The organism is Neisseria sp. P0016.S008 (genome assembly GCF_051957775.1).
GTDB lineage: Bacteria > Pseudomonadota > Gammaproteobacteria > Burkholderiales > Neisseriaceae > Neisseria > Neisseria flavescens_B.
On record NZ_JBQCWB010000006.1, the window covers coordinates 95,767 to 112,587 of the forward strand.

General features: G+C 47.0%; 19 protein-coding genes. 9 read left to right on the forward strand and 10 right to left on the reverse strand.

All coding sequences use genetic code 11. The features are described from left to right. The first annotated feature begins 18 nt into the window (after positions 1-18). The 3 genes from ACTHS8_RS08775 to ACTHS8_RS08785 all read left to right on the forward strand — a co-directional run bounded on the left by ACTHS8_RS08775 (position 19) and on the right by ACTHS8_RS08785 (position 3,671). Positions 19-984 (forward strand): DUF1837 domain-containing protein, encoded by a 966-nt coding sequence (locus ACTHS8_RS08775; RefSeq protein ID WP_314765980.1) that lies wholly within the window; start codon positions 19-21, stop codon positions 982-984. A gap of 14 nt (positions 985-998) precedes the next feature. Beyond that, entirely contained in the window at positions 999-3,194 is a 2,196-nt protein-coding gene (locus tag ACTHS8_RS08780; RefSeq protein ID WP_440373491.1) for a DEAD/DEAH box helicase, read from the forward strand. Positions 3,195-3,434: 240 nt separating this feature from the next. Further along, positions 3,435-3,671, forward strand: coding sequence for a hypothetical protein (locus ACTHS8_RS08785; protein WP_314765977.1), 237 nt, complete (start codon positions 3,435-3,437; stop codon positions 3,669-3,671). 145 nt (positions 3,672-3,816) lie between these two features. Here the strand turns inward: ACTHS8_RS08785 and ACTHS8_RS08790 are convergent, their stop codons facing one another. From ACTHS8_RS08790 to ACTHS8_RS08800, 3 genes are all read right to left on the reverse strand, one after another. Next, positions 3,817-4,587: a ParA family protein gene (locus ACTHS8_RS08790; protein ID WP_440373492.1), complete on the reverse strand. Its 771-nt coding sequence runs from the start codon at positions 4,585-4,587 to the stop codon at positions 3,817-3,819. A gap of 67 nt (positions 4,588-4,654) precedes the next feature. Further along, positions 4,655-5,284, reverse strand: coding sequence for a 16S rRNA (guanine(527)-N(7))-methyltransferase RsmG (gene rsmG / locus ACTHS8_RS08795; RefSeq protein WP_285071347.1), 630 nt, complete (start codon positions 5,282-5,284; stop codon positions 4,655-4,657). Positions 5,285-5,366: 82 nt separating this feature from the next. Next, positions 5,367-5,861 (reverse strand): hypothetical protein, encoded by a 495-nt coding sequence (locus ACTHS8_RS08800; RefSeq protein WP_440373493.1) that lies wholly within the window; start codon positions 5,859-5,861, stop codon positions 5,367-5,369. Positions 5,862-6,292: 431 nt separating this feature from the next. Here ACTHS8_RS08800 and ACTHS8_RS08805 point away from each other — a divergent pair, with 431 nt between their 5' ends. The 3 genes from ACTHS8_RS08805 (at position 6,293) to ACTHS8_RS08815 (ending at position 9,127) form a co-directional block, all read left to right on the forward strand. Then, entirely contained in the window at positions 6,293-7,765 is a 1,473-nt protein-coding gene (locus ACTHS8_RS08805) for a malate:quinone oxidoreductase (RefSeq protein ID WP_440373494.1), read from the forward strand. A 143-nt stretch (positions 7,766-7,908) separates the two neighbouring features. After that, a complete protein-coding gene (trpC, locus tag ACTHS8_RS08810) occupies positions 7,909-8,691 on the forward strand; it encodes an indole-3-glycerol phosphate synthase TrpC (RefSeq protein WP_440373495.1) in 783 nt (260 codons plus the stop codon). Between the two features lie 64 nt (positions 8,692-8,755). After that, the gene (locus ACTHS8_RS08815) at positions 8,756-9,127 is read left to right on the forward strand and encodes a DUF488 domain-containing protein (protein WP_107867926.1); all 372 of its coding nucleotides are present in this window, start codon (positions 8,756-8,758) and stop codon (positions 9,125-9,127) included. Positions 9,128-9,199: 72 nt separating this feature from the next. On the opposite strand, the gene ACTHS8_RS08820 is transcribed toward ACTHS8_RS08815, so the two are convergent. The 5 genes from ACTHS8_RS08820 to argG form a co-directional block, all read right to left on the reverse strand. Further along, positions 9,200-9,832, reverse strand: coding sequence for a DUF421 domain-containing protein (locus tag ACTHS8_RS08820; protein WP_049336846.1), 633 nt, complete (start codon positions 9,830-9,832; stop codon positions 9,200-9,202). Between the two features lie 14 nt (positions 9,833-9,846). Then, positions 9,847-10,296, reverse strand: coding sequence for a DUF3290 domain-containing protein (locus tag ACTHS8_RS08825; RefSeq protein ID WP_107724199.1), 450 nt, complete (start codon positions 10,294-10,296; stop codon positions 9,847-9,849). 178 nt (positions 10,297-10,474) lie between these two features. After that, entirely contained in the window at positions 10,475-11,071 is a 597-nt protein-coding gene (locus ACTHS8_RS08830; protein WP_070873822.1) for a DUF4240 domain-containing protein, read from the reverse strand. 45 nt (positions 11,072-11,116) lie between these two features. Continuing rightward, on the reverse strand, positions 11,117-11,332 hold the full coding sequence (locus ACTHS8_RS08835; RefSeq protein WP_003749376.1) for a DUF4177 domain-containing protein: 216 nt from the start codon (positions 11,330-11,332) through the stop codon (positions 11,117-11,119). Between the two features lie 42 nt (positions 11,333-11,374). Then, positions 11,375-12,718: an argininosuccinate synthase gene (gene argG / locus ACTHS8_RS08840; protein ID WP_070645264.1), complete on the reverse strand. Its 1,344-nt coding sequence runs from the start codon at positions 12,716-12,718 to the stop codon at positions 11,375-11,377. Between the two features lie 110 nt (positions 12,719-12,828). On the opposite strand from argG, the gene ACTHS8_RS08845 reads away from it, so the two are divergent. The 3 genes from ACTHS8_RS08845 to ACTHS8_RS08855 are packed head-to-tail and all read left to right on the forward strand — an operon-like array spanning position 12,829 to position 15,218. After that, positions 12,829-13,629, forward strand: coding sequence for a competence/damage-inducible protein A (locus ACTHS8_RS08845; protein ID WP_440373496.1), 801 nt, complete (start codon positions 12,829-12,831; stop codon positions 13,627-13,629). After that, the gene (locus tag ACTHS8_RS08850; protein ID WP_440373497.1) at positions 13,629-14,255 is read left to right on the forward strand and encodes a phosphatase PAP2 family protein; all 627 of its coding nucleotides are present in this window, start codon (positions 13,629-13,631) and stop codon (positions 14,253-14,255) included. The genes ACTHS8_RS08845 and ACTHS8_RS08850 overlap by 1 nt, the downstream gene beginning before the upstream one ends. Before the next feature lie 12 nt (positions 14,256-14,267). After that, positions 14,268-15,218, forward strand: coding sequence for a YheT family hydrolase (locus tag ACTHS8_RS08855; protein ID WP_440373498.1), 951 nt, complete (start codon positions 14,268-14,270; stop codon positions 15,216-15,218). Positions 15,219-15,313: 95 nt separating this feature from the next. On the opposite strand, the gene ACTHS8_RS08860 is transcribed toward ACTHS8_RS08855, so the two are convergent. Beyond that, positions 15,314-15,610: a helix-turn-helix domain-containing protein gene (locus tag ACTHS8_RS08860; RefSeq protein WP_003680641.1), complete on the reverse strand. Its 297-nt coding sequence runs from the start codon at positions 15,608-15,610 to the stop codon at positions 15,314-15,316. 405 nt (positions 15,611-16,015) lie between these two features. Continuing rightward, positions 16,016-16,816, reverse strand: coding sequence for a type I methionyl aminopeptidase (gene map, locus ACTHS8_RS08865; protein ID WP_223168821.1), 801 nt, complete (start codon positions 16,814-16,816; stop codon positions 16,016-16,018). Positions 16,817-16,821 lie beyond the last annotated feature (5 nt).

Sequence of the window (16,821 nt, forward strand, 5' to 3'; positions counted from 1 at the left end):
AGGAGCTACAAGTTTAAAATGTTCAATTCAGAAGATATTATAAAACGGCATATATGTAATCAGCTAACAGACTCTAATGTAGAAGGTTTTTTTGTTGGGTTTGATTATGACGAAGAAAATCCATTGATAAAATCATATAGATGGAAGCCATTAGTCGATATCATTTTTGATGCTTTATGTGATTTTGCATTTGGATTGCATGAAGGTAACTACACACCACCTCAAGAGATAAGACGTAAACTCCGCGAAGCAGCTAAATCATTATATAAGATAAAGGCATTTAAGGACGTCGCCGAATTATATCACTCAGGAAATGAGAGCAAACTTGATGAGTTAGAGATTGAAGAGAAATATTTAAAACGAGGAGAATTTGGTGAATTAATTCTACACCTAATTTTAAGAGATAACTTCAATACCATTCCTTTAATCTCTAAAATTTGGTTTAAAGACTCATATGGTCACGCAGTACATGGTTTTGATTGCATACATATAGAACCCCAAAGTAAGTCATTATGGCTAGGAGAATCAAAGTTATATAGCGATCCTAAACAAGGTGTTAGGGCTCTACTACAAGATTTAGATGATCATTTTAACAGAGACTTTTTAAATGATGAATTTAGTCTTATCACGAAGAGACTACATGATATCCATCATATTGACCATATCAATACAGTAGATAGGGATTACTGGGTAAGGCAGTTATCATCAGGAAAATCGCTAAAGGATAAAATAAATTTTATAAAAATACCTTTATTCTGTACATACTCAAGTAATTTATTCACCAAATTTGATGATGAAAATAATCCTGCTTTCTTAAAAGAATATATAGATAGTTTGGTACTTCTTAAGCAGTATTTTGATAAACATTATAATCATCCTTTGAAGGATGTATTAAATATAGTTCTAATCTTATTCCCAGTTCCCAACAAAATAGAACTAGTAAAAAAACTACATAATAAATTAGATTTATTACAACAAATATAATTTAAGGATATAAAATGAGAAAACTGACTACGGATTTAATTGAAAAAATTAAAAGTTCAGAAATCTTTAATTTTGATGAAACATTTAATATATATAATATATGTAGCAAGACTATCTTTGAAGATGAAGAAGAAGGCAGGGCTATTTTAATATATATTCTGGATAACAGAAAAAAATTTGATGCCTCCTTGAATGATATTTTATCAGATATTATTGAATCAGTTGGATTTTATCCATACTTAGAAAAAGAAGGATTATACACCACATCCACAGCCGCTGAAATCCGTAAAAATATGAATGAATCATCTGGGGTAGATAAAAAATATTATCATGATGCTCAGAAGAAAATTATTGATTTAATTTTTCAAGGAAACAATATCGTAGTAAGTGCGCCAACAAGTTTCGGAAAAAGTTTGCTTATAGAAGATATCGTAGCATCAAACCGATATAAAAATTTACTAATTATACAACCAACATTGGCATTGCTTGATGAAACAAGAAAGAATTTATCAAAATATAAAGATATATATAAGTTAATTATAAAGACATCTCAAGAACCAAGCGATACAAACAATATTTTTCTATTTACAGCAGAACGTGCTATTGAATATCCATATTTCACATCAATAGATTTTCTAGTAATAGATGAATTTTATAAATTGAGTGCAAAACGTGATGATGGTAGGTCTGCATCTATAAATAATGCTTTCTTGAAAGCCATATATTCTTATAACTGCCAATTTTATTTATTAGGTCCCAATATTGAAGGCATATCAGAAGGTTTTGCTAGTAAATATAATGCTAAATTTATTAAACTAACAGATAGCTTGGTTTTATGTGAAGAACACAACATTTATAAAGAATATAAGAAAAAAGATTTTAATACGATAGTAAAAAAAGAAAATATACTTTTTGAATTATTAGCAATAAAATTAAAAAATAAAAATAGCTTAGTTTACTGCTCCTCTCCTAGAAAAGCAAAAAAATTAGCTTTAAAATACATGGATTATATAAGAAAAAATGATGTTTACACAAAAGAAAACAATGATATTTCTATTATAGAATGGATTAAAAAACATGTTTCAGAGGAATGGAGCTTTACAAACCTCATTAAATTCGGAATAGGCGTTCATGATGGAACACTGCCTAGGCATATATCGTCCACCATGATAGATTTATTTAACTCTGGAAAAATAAATACAATATTTTGTACCACAACAATTATCGAAGGAGTAAATACGAATACAGAAAATATAATTTACTTTAATAAGAAAAAAGGAACAAATGATATTGATTTCTTTGATTATAGTAATATGAGAGGGAGAGCTGGCAGACTGATGTCCCATTATATTGGAAAGATTTTTAATTTTGAAGAACCGCCAGCTGCTGAAAAAGTAGTGGTAGATATCCCTTTCTTTGAACAAAATCCTATTCAGGATGAAGTATTGATTAATTTAAGAGAATCGGACATAAAAGATCTGAATAACCCAAGCATTAAGCTTATTAATGAATTATCTACCAAAGAAAAAGAGTTGTTAGCAAGAAATAATATTAATATCAAAGGACAAATTAACCTATTAAAAGAATTAAAAAAAATATTTCTAAAGAATGAATATTCATTACTTATCTGGGATAAATATCCTAGTTATGATCAACTTAGTTTTTGTTTAAACTTATGCCTTGAATTTTTACAGGATGATAGGTATGATCATCTAGAAGTTTCTAGTAAGCAGTTTATATATTTTACGCATTTCTATGGAATGCAGAAAGATTTATATCCATTAATAATAAGCACTGTTGATTATCTAAAAAGGGAAAAGGAAAATAAATTTCCGACTGATCAAGAGAGATGGGATGAAGCCATTCAGAAAATTTTCAAATTTTTTAGAAGTTTTTTACAATTTAAAATACCAAAATGGTTGAAGGTTTTACATTCCTTACAAGAATTCGTGGCAAAGGAGATGAGTATAACTCCAGGAAACTACTTATTCTACGCTACCGCTTTAGAAAATGACTTCCTACCTCAAAACTTATCTATTTTAATTGATTATGGAATCCCTTCTACAGCTATTCGAAAAATTTCAACTGTTGTGCCAAATGAACTTACTCAAGATGAAGCTTTAAATTTCATTAGATCTAATAAAATTTTCCTAGACCCTAAAGTAGACTTATTGAAATATGAAAGGGATAAGTTTCAACAAAATTTATAAAGTTCACATATATATTATTATTGTCTATCTTACTTAAGCTAGTTACAACTCACGATTTAAGAGTATACATTTTTCTAAACTATCATCTTCCCTTTCTAACCCTCCCCAAAAGGTCGTCTGAAACCCATTTTCAGACGACCTTTTGCCCCTTTGCAAAGCAAATCTTCCCTCTACCCTCTCCCCAAACATCGCCCGAACCAGTAAACTCCCCATGTTTCAACAACTTCTTGGAAGCAAACCATGCCCCGTATCCATCCGCTCCACCTGTTCCCGCCCCACATCGCCGAACGCGGTCTGCTGTATTTTCAGCAGGGCAAGGTTCGCGACGTCCAAAAAACTTTCTCAGGGCGTTATCGGGCGGAGGTGTGCGGTTCGGAAAACTATTCGGTATGGCTGAAGCTGGATAGTGATTTGTACATTAAGCAAGCTGTAGCCTGCAACCGCGTGCGTGCCTTCGGGCACACACCCTACCTATGAATCATAAAGAGTTTGAAATCTATGTGTAGGGTGTGCGCGATACGCACGCACGCGGTCTTCTGAAAAAATTCTTTCCAATCAAACCAAAGGCCGTCTGAAAGTACTCTTTAACTTTCAGACGGCCTTCTTATATTCATATTTCTGTTTATTTTTCCAACCGTGCAATCAGTTCGTCGGCCAAGTCGAGATAAGCCTGTGTGCCTTTGGCGTGGGCGTCGTAGGCGAGGGCAGGGAGGCCGTGGCTGGGGGCTTCGGCGAGGCGGATGTTGCGGGGGATGACGGTGTCGAAGAGCAGGTTGCCGAAGTGTTGTTTGAGCTGTTCGCTGACTTCTACGACGAGGCGGCTGCGGCTGTCGTACATGGTGCGGACGATGCCGGTTACGTCGAGGTCGGGGTTGATGGCTTGGCGGATTTTGCGGACGGTGGCGACTAAGTCGGAAATGCCTTCGAGGGCGTAGTATTCGCAAAGCATGGGGACGATGACGCCGCTGGCGGCAACCAAGCCGTTGAGGGTGAGCAGGGTCAGGGACGGGGGGCAGTCGATGAGGACGTAGTCGTAGTCGTCGGCAACGAGCTGCAGGGCGTTTTTGAGGCGGATTTCGCGTGCGATTTCTTGGACGAGTTCGACTTCTGCGCCGGCCAGTGTGCGGTTGGCGCCCAATACGTCGTAGCCGCCTTCTTTGCTGCGGACGACGGCGTTGGGGATGTCGGTTTCGCCGAGGACGACTTGGTAAACGCCGTTTTCGATGGTGGCTTTGTTGATGCCGCTGCCTGTGGTGGCGTTGCCTTGGGGGTCGAGGTCGACGACGAGGACGCGGCGGCCTTTGGAGGCCAGGGAGGCGGCTAGGTTGACGGTGGTGGTGGTTTTGCCGACTCCGCCTTTTTGGTTGGCGACGGCGAGGATTTGTGCGCTCATGTGCTTTGCTGTCGTGTTAAGTGTGGATGGCTGGATTGTACCGTTATTCGGTATGCTTGGGTTGTTTTCAGACGGCCTTTTTGCGGATGATGACGATATGGCGTTCGGCATTGAGTTGGGGGACGTGCAATGCTTCGACTTTTTCGACGGCGACGCTTTCGGGCAGTTTGTCGATTTCTTCTTGCGGGTATACGCCTTTCATGGCCGCCCAGTAGCCGCCGTCTTTGAGGAGGTGCTCGGTCCAGTTGACGAAGTCGGCGAGTTCGGCAAAGGCGCGGCTGGTGATGACGTCGGCGCGGCAGTCGGCGGCGGCTTCTACGCGGCCGCTGATGACGCGGACGTTTTTAAGGCCGAGTTCGATGACGGCTTGTTGTAAAAAGGCGGTTTTTTTGGTGTTGGCATCGAGGAGGGTGATGTCGAGGTCGGGGCGGCAGATGGCGGTGGGTATGCCGGGCTGTCCGCCGCCGGAGCCGACGTCGAGCATGGTTTGGGTGTGTTCGATATAGGGCAGGAGGGTCAGGCTGTCGAGCAGGTGATGGCTGACGGTTTGGGCGGGATCGCGCAGGGCGGTCAGGTTGTAGGTTTTGTTCCACTTTTGCAGCAGGGCGGCATAGTCTAGCAGTTTGGCCTGTTTGGCTTCGTCGATGTCCAAACCCAGTGCCTGTATGCCGTCGCGGAGCTGTTGCGCCTGATTCATTTGTTATTCCTTATTGGTTAAAACGCGTTGGATGTAATGGTAACGGAAAGCATGCCGTCTGAAAATGTTTGCGTCTGTTGAATCAACGTTTCATTTTGTGAAAGACGATGGGCTGCTCTGGTGCGCGCGTGAGTTGTTTGGGCAGGGTCAGCATGGCGATGATCCACACGGAGAGGGTGTAGTAGAACACGCCTTGCCCGCGCATACCGGCCAATGCGGCATTGCCTAAGATGGCTTCAAAAATCAAACCCGCCGCCGCTGAGGCACACGCTGCGACACCGGCAAGGAAGATGGCGTAACGCGAATGCCGGCGCATCATTTTTTTATACGCCAGCTTGGTCAGTCCGCCTGCAATCGGCAGGTTGAGGAAGGCAAACATGCCGCAGACAAACCATGCGACGGAATCTTGCCAACCGCTTTGCCATGCCCATGCGCCGTCTTTGAGCGTGACCAACAGGCCTTGGCCGTCTGAAAAGGCGATTTGTACGATATTGTGCAATATCATCGCCAGCGGCAGGGTGAGGAACATCAGTGCCACCAATAGGGGGCGGTAGGGCTTTTCTTGAGTCAGGTACATGGCGGCTTGCCTTGGGGAAATAAGTTGAAATGATAGCAGATCGGCGGTTGATTCACGTTAGTCTGCTGCTGAAATTGCTGACAAAAACAGTCAATTAAAAAAGAAATGAAAAATTCTTTTTTCTTGGCAAACATTGGCAGATAAAGGGTAAGAAAACGTTTTCAGACGGCCTAATCTATTATTTTTATATGAACCGAACAGAAAATCTTTGCATTTCTCCGTAAAATCTACTAAATTCTTAATAACATATTATAAAGACCTGAAATCTGGAACCCAAACCGAAACTGCCTTCCGCCATTTACGCTCGGAAACTCAGCAGGCAAAAAGTTTCACACACAACAAAACCAAAAAACAATTCCTCTGAAATCAGTTGTTTATAATGATAGATAACCACAAGGCAAACCATGCCTGACTTTAGTAGGAGTAAAACCATGGCTGAAGCAACCGATGTCGTATTAGTAGGCGGCGGCATTATGAGCGCCACTTTGGGCGTATTGCTCAAAGAACTCGAACCATCTTGGGAAATCACCCTGATTGAACGCTTGGAAGATGTAGCGTTGGAATCATCAAATGCATGGAACAATGCCGGTACGGGACACTCTGCGCTGTGTGAATTGAACTATGCCCCCCTGACTGCCGACGGCACGATCGATCCGACCCGCGCCCTCAATATTGCCGAACAATTCCATATCAGCCGCCAATTTTGGGCGACTTTGGTCGAAGAAGGCAAACTGACCGACCGTTCTTTCATCAATTCCGTCCCCCATATGTCGCTGGTGATGAACGCCGACCATTGCAGTTATCTGCAAAAACGTTTCGACGTGTTCAAAACCCAAAAACTCTTTGAAAAAATGGAGTTTTCTACCGACCGCGCCAAAATCGCCGAATGGGCGCCGCTGGTTGTCAACGGTCGTGATGAAAGCCAACCCATTGCCGCCAACTACTCCGCCGAAGGTACGGACGTTGATTTCGGTAACTTGACCCGTCAAATGGTGCAATATCTGCGCGAAAAAGGCGTGAAAATGGAATTCAACCGCCATGTTGAAGACATCAAACGCGAATCTGACGGCGCGTGGGTACTCAAAACCTGCAATACCGAAAACCATGAAGACCATTTGACCCTCCGCAGCCGTTTCGTGTTCCTCGGCGCAGGCGGCGGCGCACTGACCTTGCTGCAAAAATCCGGTATTCCGGAAGGCAAAGGCTACGGCGGCTTCCCTGTTTCCGGCCTGTTCTTCCGCAACAGCAACCCTGAAACCGTTGCCCAACACAATGCCAAAGTGTACGGTCAGGCTTCCGTTGGTGCGCCTCCTATGTCCGTTCCGCACTTGGATACCCGCAACGTGAACGGCGAGCGTCATCTGATGTTTGGCCCATATGCAGGCTTCCGCCCCAACTTCCTCAAACAAGGCTCGCTCATGGATCTGCCGATGTCCATCCAAATGGACAACCTCTATCCTATGCTCCGCGCCGGTTGGGCTAATATGCCGCTGACCAAATATCTCTTGGGCGAATTGCGTAAAACCAAAGAAGAACGTTTTAATTCTCTCTTAGAGTATTATCCGGAAGCCAATCCTGATAATTGGGAACTGATTACCGCCGGTCAACGCGTACAAATCATCAAAAAAGACCCGAAAAAAGGCGGCGTACTCCAATTCGGTACCGAAATCGTCGCCCATGCCGACGGCTCGCTGGCCGCATTGCTGGGCGCATCCCCAGGTGCATCAACCGCCGTGCCTTTGATGATTAAGCTGATCAACCAATGCTTCCCTGGCCGTATCGAGTCATGGTCAGGCCGTCTGAAAGAATTGGTGCCCGGCTACGGTATCAAGCTGAACGACAATCCGACTTTGGCGGACGAAATCATCAGCCACAACGCGACCGTTTTGGGCATTCATCACTAAATTAAAGCAGACACAAAGGCGGGCATTCTTGCCCGCCTTTTTTCAAACCATTAAAATAGCGGCATTCAGGCCGTCTGAAATCTAATCTGCGACAGCATGTTGCACGATTCAAACCCGAAAATCAGCCCCAATAGAAAAACGCCATGACCGATATTCTCAACAAAATCCTTGCCACCAAAGCAGAAGAAGTGGCCGCCCAAAAAGCCGCCGTTTCTTTGGAAGACATCAAAGCCCAAGCGCAGGCTGCCGCGCCGGTTCGCAGCTTTATCGGCTCGATCCGTGAAAAACACGCGCAGAATCTGCCTGCCATTATTGCCGAAGTCAAAAAAGCCAGCCCGAGCAAAGGCCTGATCCGTCCTGATTTTCATCCTGCCGAAATCGCCGTTGCTTATGAAAAAGCGGGTGCGGCCTGTTTGTCCGTGTTGACGGACGAACCTTATTTCCAAGGTTCGCCCGAGTATTTGAAACAGGCGCGTGCGGCTGTGGCGCTGCCGGTCTTGCGTAAAGATTTCATCATTGACGAATACCAAATCTATCAGGCGCGCGCGTGGGGTGCGGATGCGGTTCTTCTGATTGCCGCCGCCTTGGAAGCAGAGCAGCTTGAGCGTTTTGAAGCCGTTGCCCACGAATTGGGCATAACTGTATTGTTGGAGTTGCACGATGCGTCCGAGCTGGAAAAATGCCGCAACATGACCACACCGTTGTGGGGTGTTAACAACCGCAACCTGCGTACGTTTGAAGTGACCCTGCAACAAACCCTCGACCTCTTGCCTGAGTTGAGCGGCAAAACCGTTGTAACTGAAAGCGGCATCCGCAACAAAGAAGACGTCGATTTCATGCGCGGCCACGGCGTGCATACTTTCCTGATCGGCGAAACCTTTATGCGAGCCGACGATATCGAAGCCGAAGTCAAAAAACTGTTTTAAACCCTAAAAAGCATCAGGCCGTCTGAATTTTCAGACGGCCTGAATCCATTGGAGACGAGAAAAAATGTTTACCGTACAGCGCATTTACGCCTATCAACCCGATTCTAAACAAACCGCCGTCTTTATCGACCGCCTTTATCCGCGCGGCGTCCGCAAAGAGGTTTTTGCCACTGCGCTTTGGCTGAAAGACATTACACCCAGTGCAAACCTGCGTCGCTGGTATCACGAAAATCCGACTGAGAATTTTGACAGTTTTGTCAGCCGTTATCATGAAGAGCTGCAAGGCGATACCGAGCAGGCCGCCATCAAGCGGCTGCTGGATTTGGAAAAACAGCACGGCAATATCCTGTTGCTGACCGCCGTCAAAGATCCCCGACATTCCCACGTCTCTGCGCTGGCTCAATTTTTGGGTGCAAGGTTTGAATATCGCGATTAAAAAATCAGTGTTTGGGCTGAATACAAAAAGGCCGTCTGAAATCAAGGTTTCAGACGGCCTGCTATTTTCAAATCAAGAAGGATAACGGTGTGCCACCAATTTTCCGTCTATGTATTCGCCGATATAGACTTGCGAGGCTTCAAGGTGGAGGCGGTCGAGTTCCTGTTGTAGCCATTCTTCATCACGCTTAATGATTTCGAGGATGTCGGGGTCAACTTGGCCGTCTGTAATCAGTGGATAGCGCAGGCTTTCGTCGCCGTACTTAATGACGGCGAGCTGGCCGTTTTGTTCCATCACGGCACGTTTGACGGCAGAGATTTCGTAGATGCCGGCGGCGCGGAGTTTGAACATGAGGTCGTGTGCGCTGATGCCGTTTTTCATGCATTCATCGGTTTGGATTTTGCCGTTGACGATAACCCAGACGGATTTGCCGTCAATGATGGATTTGACCCAGCGGTTGTGGTTTTTGATGAATTTCAGGCTCAAGACCAACAGCGTCCACAAAATCAGCACGAGGAAAAATTGCAACAGGCCGACGCTGTCGCTGTAAATCACGCCACCGATGATGCCACCGAGTACATAGTTTTGCACTTGGTCCATGGCGGAGGTCGGCGCGAGGTTGCCTTTACCTAAGAGGTTGATTTGCAAAATCAAACCTAAAATACCCATCAGTAGTTTGAGGGCGAGCAGGGAGTATGCTTCCATGTGTGTGTATCCTGTTATTCTTTATCGATGAGTTCGATATTGTTGTTGACCAAATTGATGGGCGTCAGCGTGTAGGCGGAGAAGTCTTGATTGAAATGGACTTCGTAGTATTGGTTTTTGATGCCGATAATCATGCCGTTGAACAGGCGCGTGCTGTTGACGATGATGTCTTGTTTTTCAACTTTTTGGTTTTCAATCAAGGCATTGAGAAAACCCACCATGCGCGAAGTATCGGCGGCAAAGTTTTGACGCTCGCTGTATGAAAGATATTGCGTGCCGCAGATGAGGATGAGCAACAACAGCGCAATAATGCTCAGATCGCGGTATTTGGTGTCCATGCGGTGGCGCAGGTATTGCGATACGGTGAGCAGGAGGATGACGAGGGCGGCGAAAATCAGGATATATTTCAAGTAGTCGTGGAAATACATATGATTTTCAAGATAAAAGTGAGAAAAGAATTTCATGGTATTTGATAAATTTGGGAAGGGTAATAAGGCCGTCTGAAACTTACATTTCAGACGGCCTCGTCTATTAAACAAGGATGTTGCGTTAAGTTTTCAAAATAGGGTGTTTTTAAAGCGGTATCAGTTGATAAATCCGTCGTCTTTCATTTTCTTTTCGGATATGTATTTAATTGTACATTCATACACATATATATTTTTGATAGGTATTGGGTAGTATCACAGCAAGGTCTTCCAGTGTCCAATTTCTATTGGACTGAAAGGTGGGAGAGTTTAATTCTTGCTGTTCGATTTTTTGCCACTCTGTGTTGGCTTTTGGAGCGAATTCTTTGGTAGTTTTTTCGAATGCGCGAATACCAATGCGGTTTCTCTTGCTGTATATTCTGCCTGCCAAGTAACGTTGTTCAGGAAACTCATGCTCATGCCCCTTCAAACTACCACTGCAATAGTTTTGAGTAGCTTCAGTATCAGCCAGCCGATCGGCATCATGTAAAACAGCAAGATAGTGGCTTTTACCTTGCAAAATCAGCCAAGCTGCGAAGCCATAAGTATTGTATTTATGCTTACCACCGTACACCAAAGATAGCGCAGACCAAATTAATCTATTGGGACTGGCAATAATTGTGCATTCGTACATCTTAAAGAAATAATCGAAATATAATAAATCCTCATCTGGTAAAGATTCCAATAACCGATTCAAGTTTTGGTTGAATTCCCCAATATTGCGAGATTCAGGACGTGCTTGATCAATGATGTTCCAAAAATCGTTGATTGTCATGGCTCCAATCTTTCGAATAATCCGAGACAGGCATAGACGCCGAGTTTAAACACGTTCTTTTTCCAAAATGACGACGTAGGCTTCACGCACGAAAAACAGCAGCATGCGGCGCTGGTCTTTTTCCATGGTAACGACCTTCCAGCCTTGCGAAGCGTGGCTGTTGAGGAAATCGCTGAATTTGACCGGATTGATTTTGGCGCTGCCGAAAACCAAACTGGACAGCAGGTTCTCTTGATAAATGACGGCTTTATATTCTTTCATTTTATTCCTTTAAAAACAAGGGGGCTTTAAAGCCCCCTGATTCTACTCCTTATTATTCAACTGCGGTAATACGGAGCCTTCGCCCAATGCCAACAAACCACTTTGCGAGTAAATACCCAGTTTGGCGCGGGTGTCGGTGATGTCGAGGTTGCGCATGGTCAGTTGGCCGATGCGGTCGAGCGGTGTGAACGCTGCGTCTTCGACTTTTTCCATGCTCAGGCGTTCGGGTTGGTAGGTCAGGTTAGGCGATTCGGTGTTCAGAATCGAGTAGTCGTTGCCGCGGCGCAGCTCGAGGGTGACTTCGCCGGTGATGGCTTTGGCAACCCAGCGTTGGGCGGTTTCGCGCAACATGAGGGCTTGGCTGTCAAACCAGCGGCCTTGGTAGAGCAGGCGGCCGAGGCGCAGGCCGTTGATGCGGTATTGTTCGATGGTGTCTTCGTTGTGGATGCCGGTAACCAAGCGTTCGTAGGCGATGTGGAACAATGCCATGCCCGGGGCTTCGTAGATGCCGCGCGATTTGGCTTCGATGATGCGGTTTTCGATTTGGTCGCTCATGCCCAAGCCGTGGCGGCCGCCAATGCGGTTGGCTTCGAGGAAGAGTTCGACAGGATCGGCGTATTCTTTGCCGTTCAATGCGACCGGCACGCCTTCTTCAAAGCGCACGCTGACTTCTTCGGGTTTGACTTCGACGCTTTCGTCCCAGAAGGCAACGCCCATGATGGGCTTAACGATTTTGATGCCGCTGTTGAGGAATTCCAAGTCTTTCGCTTCGTGGGTGGCACCCAGCATATTGGAGTCGGTAGAGTAGGCTTTTTCAACCGACATTTTGTAGTTGAAGCCGTTGGCAATCAGAAATTCGCTCATTTCGTGACGGCCGCCGAGTTCGTCGATAAATTGTTGGTCGAGCCAAGGTTTGTAGATTTTCAGTGCCGGATTGGTCAAGAGGCCGTAGCGGTAGAAACGCTCGATGTCGTTGCCTTTGTAGGTGCTGCCGTCGCCCCAGATATTCACATCGTCTTCTTTCATGGCGGAAACGAGCATGGTGCCGGTCACGGCGCGGCCCAAAGGCGTGGTGTTGAAGTAGGCGATGCCGCCGGTGGAAACGTGGAACGCGCCGCATTGGATGGCGGCAATGCCTTCGTGTGCCAACTGCGCGCGGCAATCAATCAGGCGGGCATTTTCTGCGCCGTATTCCATCGCTTTTTTAGGAATGGCGTTGTAATCGTCTTCGTCAGGTTGGCCGAGGTTGGCGGTGTAGGCGTAAGGCAGTGCGCCTTTAAGTTTCATCCACAACAGCGCGGCAGAGGTATCAAGACCACCGGAGAAGGCGATGCCGACTTTTTGACCGATGGGGAGATTTTGTAAAATGGTATGGTTTTGGCTCATTGGGATTCCTCCAGACTTGAAAAGTTGAAACCATTATCTTATAAATGGAATACATTGTCAGCAATTAGGCCGTCTGAATGTTTGGAGGGCCGTATTAAAGAAACCTCATCATGAACGCTTTTAACCTCATCATCATCGGCGACGAAATCCTGCACGGCAGCCGTCAAGACAAGCATTTCGCCTTTTTTAAATCCTTATTGGAATCGCACGGGCTGAAGCTCAATCAGGTGCAATATCTGCCTGACGAACCCGATTTGCTGGTCAAACAGCTGCGCCGCAGCTTTTCAGACGGCCTGCCGACTTTCGTTACCGGCGGTATCGGTTCTACGCCTGACGACCATACGCGCCAAGCCGCCGCGGCCGCTTTGGATTTGCCTGTCGTCCGCCATCCTGAAGCCGCCAAGTTTATCGAAGGCGTTACCCGGAAACGCGGCGAACCGCTCGATTCGCCGGAGCACGCCCAACGCCTGAAGATGGCGGATTTTCCCGAAGGCGCGGAATTGGTGCCCAATCCGTTTAACAACATCGCCGGATTTTCCATCCGCGAGCACTATTTCTTTCCCGGTTTCCCCGTGATGGCGCACCCGATGGCGGAATGGGTATTGGAAACTTATTACGCCGACCGCTTCAACCAAACCGAACGCGGCAGCCGCAGCGTGTATGTGTTCGACCAACCCGAGTCGCGCATTACGCCGATTATGGAACATCTTGAACATACCTACGCCGGTATCCGTTCGTACAGCCTGCCCACCGTGGGCCGTACTGATTCAGACGGCCGTTATACTCCGCCGCATATCGAGTTCGGCATCAAAGCGGAAGGCGAGGCCTGCCGATTACTGGATGCGGCATGGGAAGATGCGTTGCAGGGTTTGCAGGCGATTGGCGCGACTTTGAAAGAAACGGTGGAATAATGCACTTATCCCCAGCCCAATCTAGACGCGCACTGACTTTTGCCTCTTTGCTGTTTTTACCGCCGACCCTCATCATCGGCATTTGGCTGGCGCAATATGGCGGCTTTGCTTTTGAGCCGCCGCTGATGCACGCCGTCCATGCCCACGCGGGCACATGGTTTGATCCGATTGCCACCGTGTTGCACTATCTGGGCAAAACCGCGATTGCCGTGCCGCTGATCGGCGCAGTCGCCGCAGCCCTGTATTTTGCCGATAAGAAGCGAGAGGCACTGTTTTGCGTGTTGGCGACATTGGTGCCGACTTTGAACATGCTGATTGTGAAGGTATGGTTTGCCCGTGAACGTCCGTTGCTTTGGCCGCGCCTGATTGAAGAGAGCAATTTTTCCTTCCCTAGCGGCCACAGTACGTTTTCCGCCGCCATTGCCGTCATGCTGATATTGCTTTGCCGCCGCACGCGCTACCGCCGCGCCGCTTGGATAGGCGGTATTTCCTTTGCCCTGTTGACCGGGTTTTCACGCATTTATTTAGGCGTGCATTATCCCACCGACGTTTGGGCAGGCTGGACAAACGGTACGCTGACTGCCTTGCTGGTGTATATGCTCATCTTCAGGCCGTCTGAAAAATAGAAGAAACAAATCATGAATACACGTTCACCCAACACGCCTTATTGGCTCAGAAACGGCCATGCCGACACCCTGTTTGCCAAACTGCTGCAAGGCAAGGCGCCCGACTACCGCCGCGAGCTTCTGCCCGACAGTACCGGCAAAACCCAAGTTGCCTACGATTTTGTCGACAGTGCCGACCCCGATGCGCCGTTGGTGGTTTTGTTTCACGGACTGGAAGGCAGCAGTGAGAGCCATTACGCGGTCGAGCTGATGAAAGCCGTACAGCAGCGCGGTTGGAACGGCGTGGTTGCCCATTTCCGCAGTTGCGGCGGCATAGAAAACACCGCGCCCGTGTTCTACCATCTCGGCGATACGACTGAAATCGCCTTTATGCTCAACACGCTGGCCCGACGCTATTCAACCATCTACGCCGTCGGCGTTTCTTTGGGGGGTAATGCTTTGGCCAAATATTTGGGTGAGCAGGGCAGCAATGCCGTTCCGCGCGCTTCTGCCGTCGTTTCCGCGCCGATTGATGCCGTAGCGGCCGGTACGCGTTTTGATCAGGGCATGACGCGCTTGATTTACACGCGCTATTTTTTAAATTCGCTGTTGCCGAAAGCCCAGGCGATTCCCCGGTTTCAGACGGCCTTAAGCCAGCAAAACTGCAAAACGCTTGGCGATTTTGATGACCGCTTTACCGCGCCGCTACACGGTTTTGCCGACCGCCACGATTACTACCGCCGCAATTCCTGCAAGCCGTTCCTGAAAGGCGTGGATACGCCGTTGCTGTTGCTTAATGCCGTCAACGACCCTTTCCTGCCGCCAGAAGCCCTGCCGACCGGGCGGGACGTGTCCTCGGCCGTTATACTGCTGCAGCCGGCATACGGCGGTCATGTCGGCTTCGTCAGCCGCGATCAAGGCCGTCTGAATCTGCAATGGCTGCCGCAAACAGTGTTGGACTATTTCAAACAGTATCAGCCGTAAATGAAAAAGGGCATGTATGCAGACATGCCCTTAGCGTGTAGAAAGTAAAAAGGCCGTCTGAAAACGAATTTCAGACGGCCTTTTGAATGGCTTGATTATTTGCCTTTGTTGTCGGCTTTGGCTTCTTTTTTCAGAGAAGCGTACAACTCAGGGTCGCGGTTTTTCAGCAAGGACGCAACGGCCAAGTCGTCACGGTTTACTTTAGCCAAATCTACGCGCTCGATGTGTACCAAACGCAGCAATTCGCGTACAGGTTTAGGCATGTTGCGGCCGGATTCGTAACGGGAACCACCGGATTGAGTCACACCAATGCGGCTCCAGAAGTCCATTTGGTTCAGGCCGAGTTTTTTACGGATATCGCGGATGTTTTCAATTTTTTCGAACGATTTCATGAATCTTCCTTATTGTGGTATTTGTTGCATGCCTCTAGGCATAAAAATGGGTCTGCAAGAATGCCGGCATCCCTTTTCCTGTAGGCTTTTGGGGTGATATGTGGGCGTATTGCAAATGACTGATCTAGATAATTAGACAGTATATTCGAAAGAAGTTTTCCGCTGTCTGCCATAATTTGTGTAAATATTTCTTAATTCATTATTTCGGTAAATTTTCATTATATAAATCATCAAATTATGCGTTTATCTTAAATATGGCGTAAGCAAATTTTTACATAATTAAACAATTCAATTTGGGTAGAAACTTAATTTCGAGTTTTTATTCGGTTTTCTATGTTGAGAATGCGAATAAATTTCAGGCCGTCTGAATCTATGTTTTCAGACGGCCTGAAGGTTTTTTCAAGGTTAAGGCTTACCGCTGGCAGGGCTGATGGTGAGGATTTCATAGCCGGTTTCGGTAACCAAAACTTCGTGTTCCCATTGGGCGGAGAGGGAGCGGTCTTTGGTGACCACTGTCCAACCGTCGTTCAGGATGCGCAGATGGCGTTTGCCTTGGTTGATCATCGGCTCAATGGTGAAAATCATGCCCGGTTTGAGGACGAGGCCCTCACCTTTGCGGCCGTAGTGGACTACTTGCGGTGCTTCGTGGAAACCGCGGCCGATGCCGTGTCCGCAAAATTCTTGTACGACGGAATAGCCGGCATTTTCGGCAACTTGTTGGCAGGCGTAGCCGACATCGCCGAGGGTGGCGCCGGGTTTGACCGCTTCGATACCCGCCATCATGGAGGCGTGGGTCACGTCGATCAGGCGTTGGGCAATCGGGGAAACTTTGCCGACGGTAAACATACGGCTGGAGTCGCCGTGGAAACCGTCTTTTTTAATGGTCAGGTCGATGTTGACGATGTCGCCTTCTTTCAGCGGCTTGTCGTCGGGAATGCCGTGGCAGATAACGTGGTTGACGGAGGTGCAGCAGGATTTCGGGTAGGGCGGGTTGCCGTAGTTGAGGGGGGCTGGATAACCGCCTTGAACGTTGACGTGGTAGTCGTAAACGAGTTTGTCGATTTCGTTGGTGGTTACGCCGGGTTTGACGAATTGGCCGATGTAATCGAGGGCTTCGGCGACCAAGCGGCCGAGTTCGCGCATTTTTTCGATTTCTTCGGGGGTTTTGATGATGACTTTGTCCATGAGGTTTCCTTCTTGTTTCAGACGGC

What these genes read in the sequence shown, in the direction of transcription:
- ACTHS8_RS08855 (WP_440373498.1), top strand. Translation starts at nt 14,268, where the DNA reads ATGAATACACGTTCACCCAACACGCCTTATTGGCTCAGAAACGGCCAT.
- argG (WP_070645264.1), bottom strand. Translation starts at nt 12,718, where the DNA reads ATGAGCCAAAACCATACCATTTTACAAAATCTCCCCATCGGTCAAAAA.
- ACTHS8_RS08785 (WP_314765977.1), top strand. Translation starts at nt 3,435, where the DNA reads ATGCCCCGTATCCATCCGCTCCACCTGTTCCCGCCCCACATCGCCGAA.
- ACTHS8_RS08820 (WP_049336846.1), bottom strand. Translation starts at nt 9,832, where the DNA reads ATGGAAGCATACTCCCTGCTCGCCCTCAAACTACTGATGGGTATTTTA.
- ACTHS8_RS08775 (WP_314765980.1), top strand. Translation starts at nt 19, where the DNA reads ATGTTCAATTCAGAAGATATTATAAAACGGCATATATGTAATCAGCTA.
- ACTHS8_RS08850 (WP_440373497.1), top strand. Translation starts at nt 13,629, where the DNA reads ATGCACTTATCCCCAGCCCAATCTAGACGCGCACTGACTTTTGCCTCT.
- trpC (WP_440373495.1), top strand. Translation starts at nt 7,909, where the DNA reads ATGACCGATATTCTCAACAAAATCCTTGCCACCAAAGCAGAAGAAGTG.
- ACTHS8_RS08815 (WP_107867926.1), top strand. Translation starts at nt 8,756, where the DNA reads ATGTTTACCGTACAGCGCATTTACGCCTATCAACCCGATTCTAAACAA.
- ACTHS8_RS08805 (WP_440373494.1), top strand. Translation starts at nt 6,293, where the DNA reads ATGGCTGAAGCAACCGATGTCGTATTAGTAGGCGGCGGCATTATGAGC.
- ACTHS8_RS08835 (WP_003749376.1), bottom strand. Translation starts at nt 11,332, where the DNA reads ATGAAAGAATATAAAGCCGTCATTTATCAAGAGAACCTGCTGTCCAGT.
- ACTHS8_RS08830 (WP_070873822.1), bottom strand. Translation starts at nt 11,071, where the DNA reads ATGACAATCAACGATTTTTGGAACATCATTGATCAAGCACGTCCTGAA.
- ACTHS8_RS08825 (WP_107724199.1), bottom strand. Translation starts at nt 10,296, where the DNA reads ATGAAATTCTTTTCTCACTTTTATCTTGAAAATCATATGTATTTCCAC.
- rsmG (WP_285071347.1), bottom strand. Translation starts at nt 5,284, where the DNA reads ATGAATCAGGCGCAACAGCTCCGCGACGGCATACAGGCACTGGGTTTG.
- ACTHS8_RS08860 (WP_003680641.1), bottom strand. Translation starts at nt 15,610, where the DNA reads ATGAAATCGTTCGAAAAAATTGAAAACATCCGCGATATCCGTAAAAAA.
- ACTHS8_RS08780 (WP_440373491.1), top strand. Translation starts at nt 999, where the DNA reads ATGAGAAAACTGACTACGGATTTAATTGAAAAAATTAAAAGTTCAGAA.
- ACTHS8_RS08790 (WP_440373492.1), bottom strand. Translation starts at nt 4,587, where the DNA reads ATGAGCGCACAAATCCTCGCCGTCGCCAACCAAAAAGGCGGAGTCGGC.
- ACTHS8_RS08800 (WP_440373493.1), bottom strand. Translation starts at nt 5,861, where the DNA reads ATGTACCTGACTCAAGAAAAGCCCTACCGCCCCCTATTGGTGGCACTG.
- ACTHS8_RS08845 (WP_440373496.1), top strand. Translation starts at nt 12,829, where the DNA reads ATGAACGCTTTTAACCTCATCATCATCGGCGACGAAATCCTGCACGGC.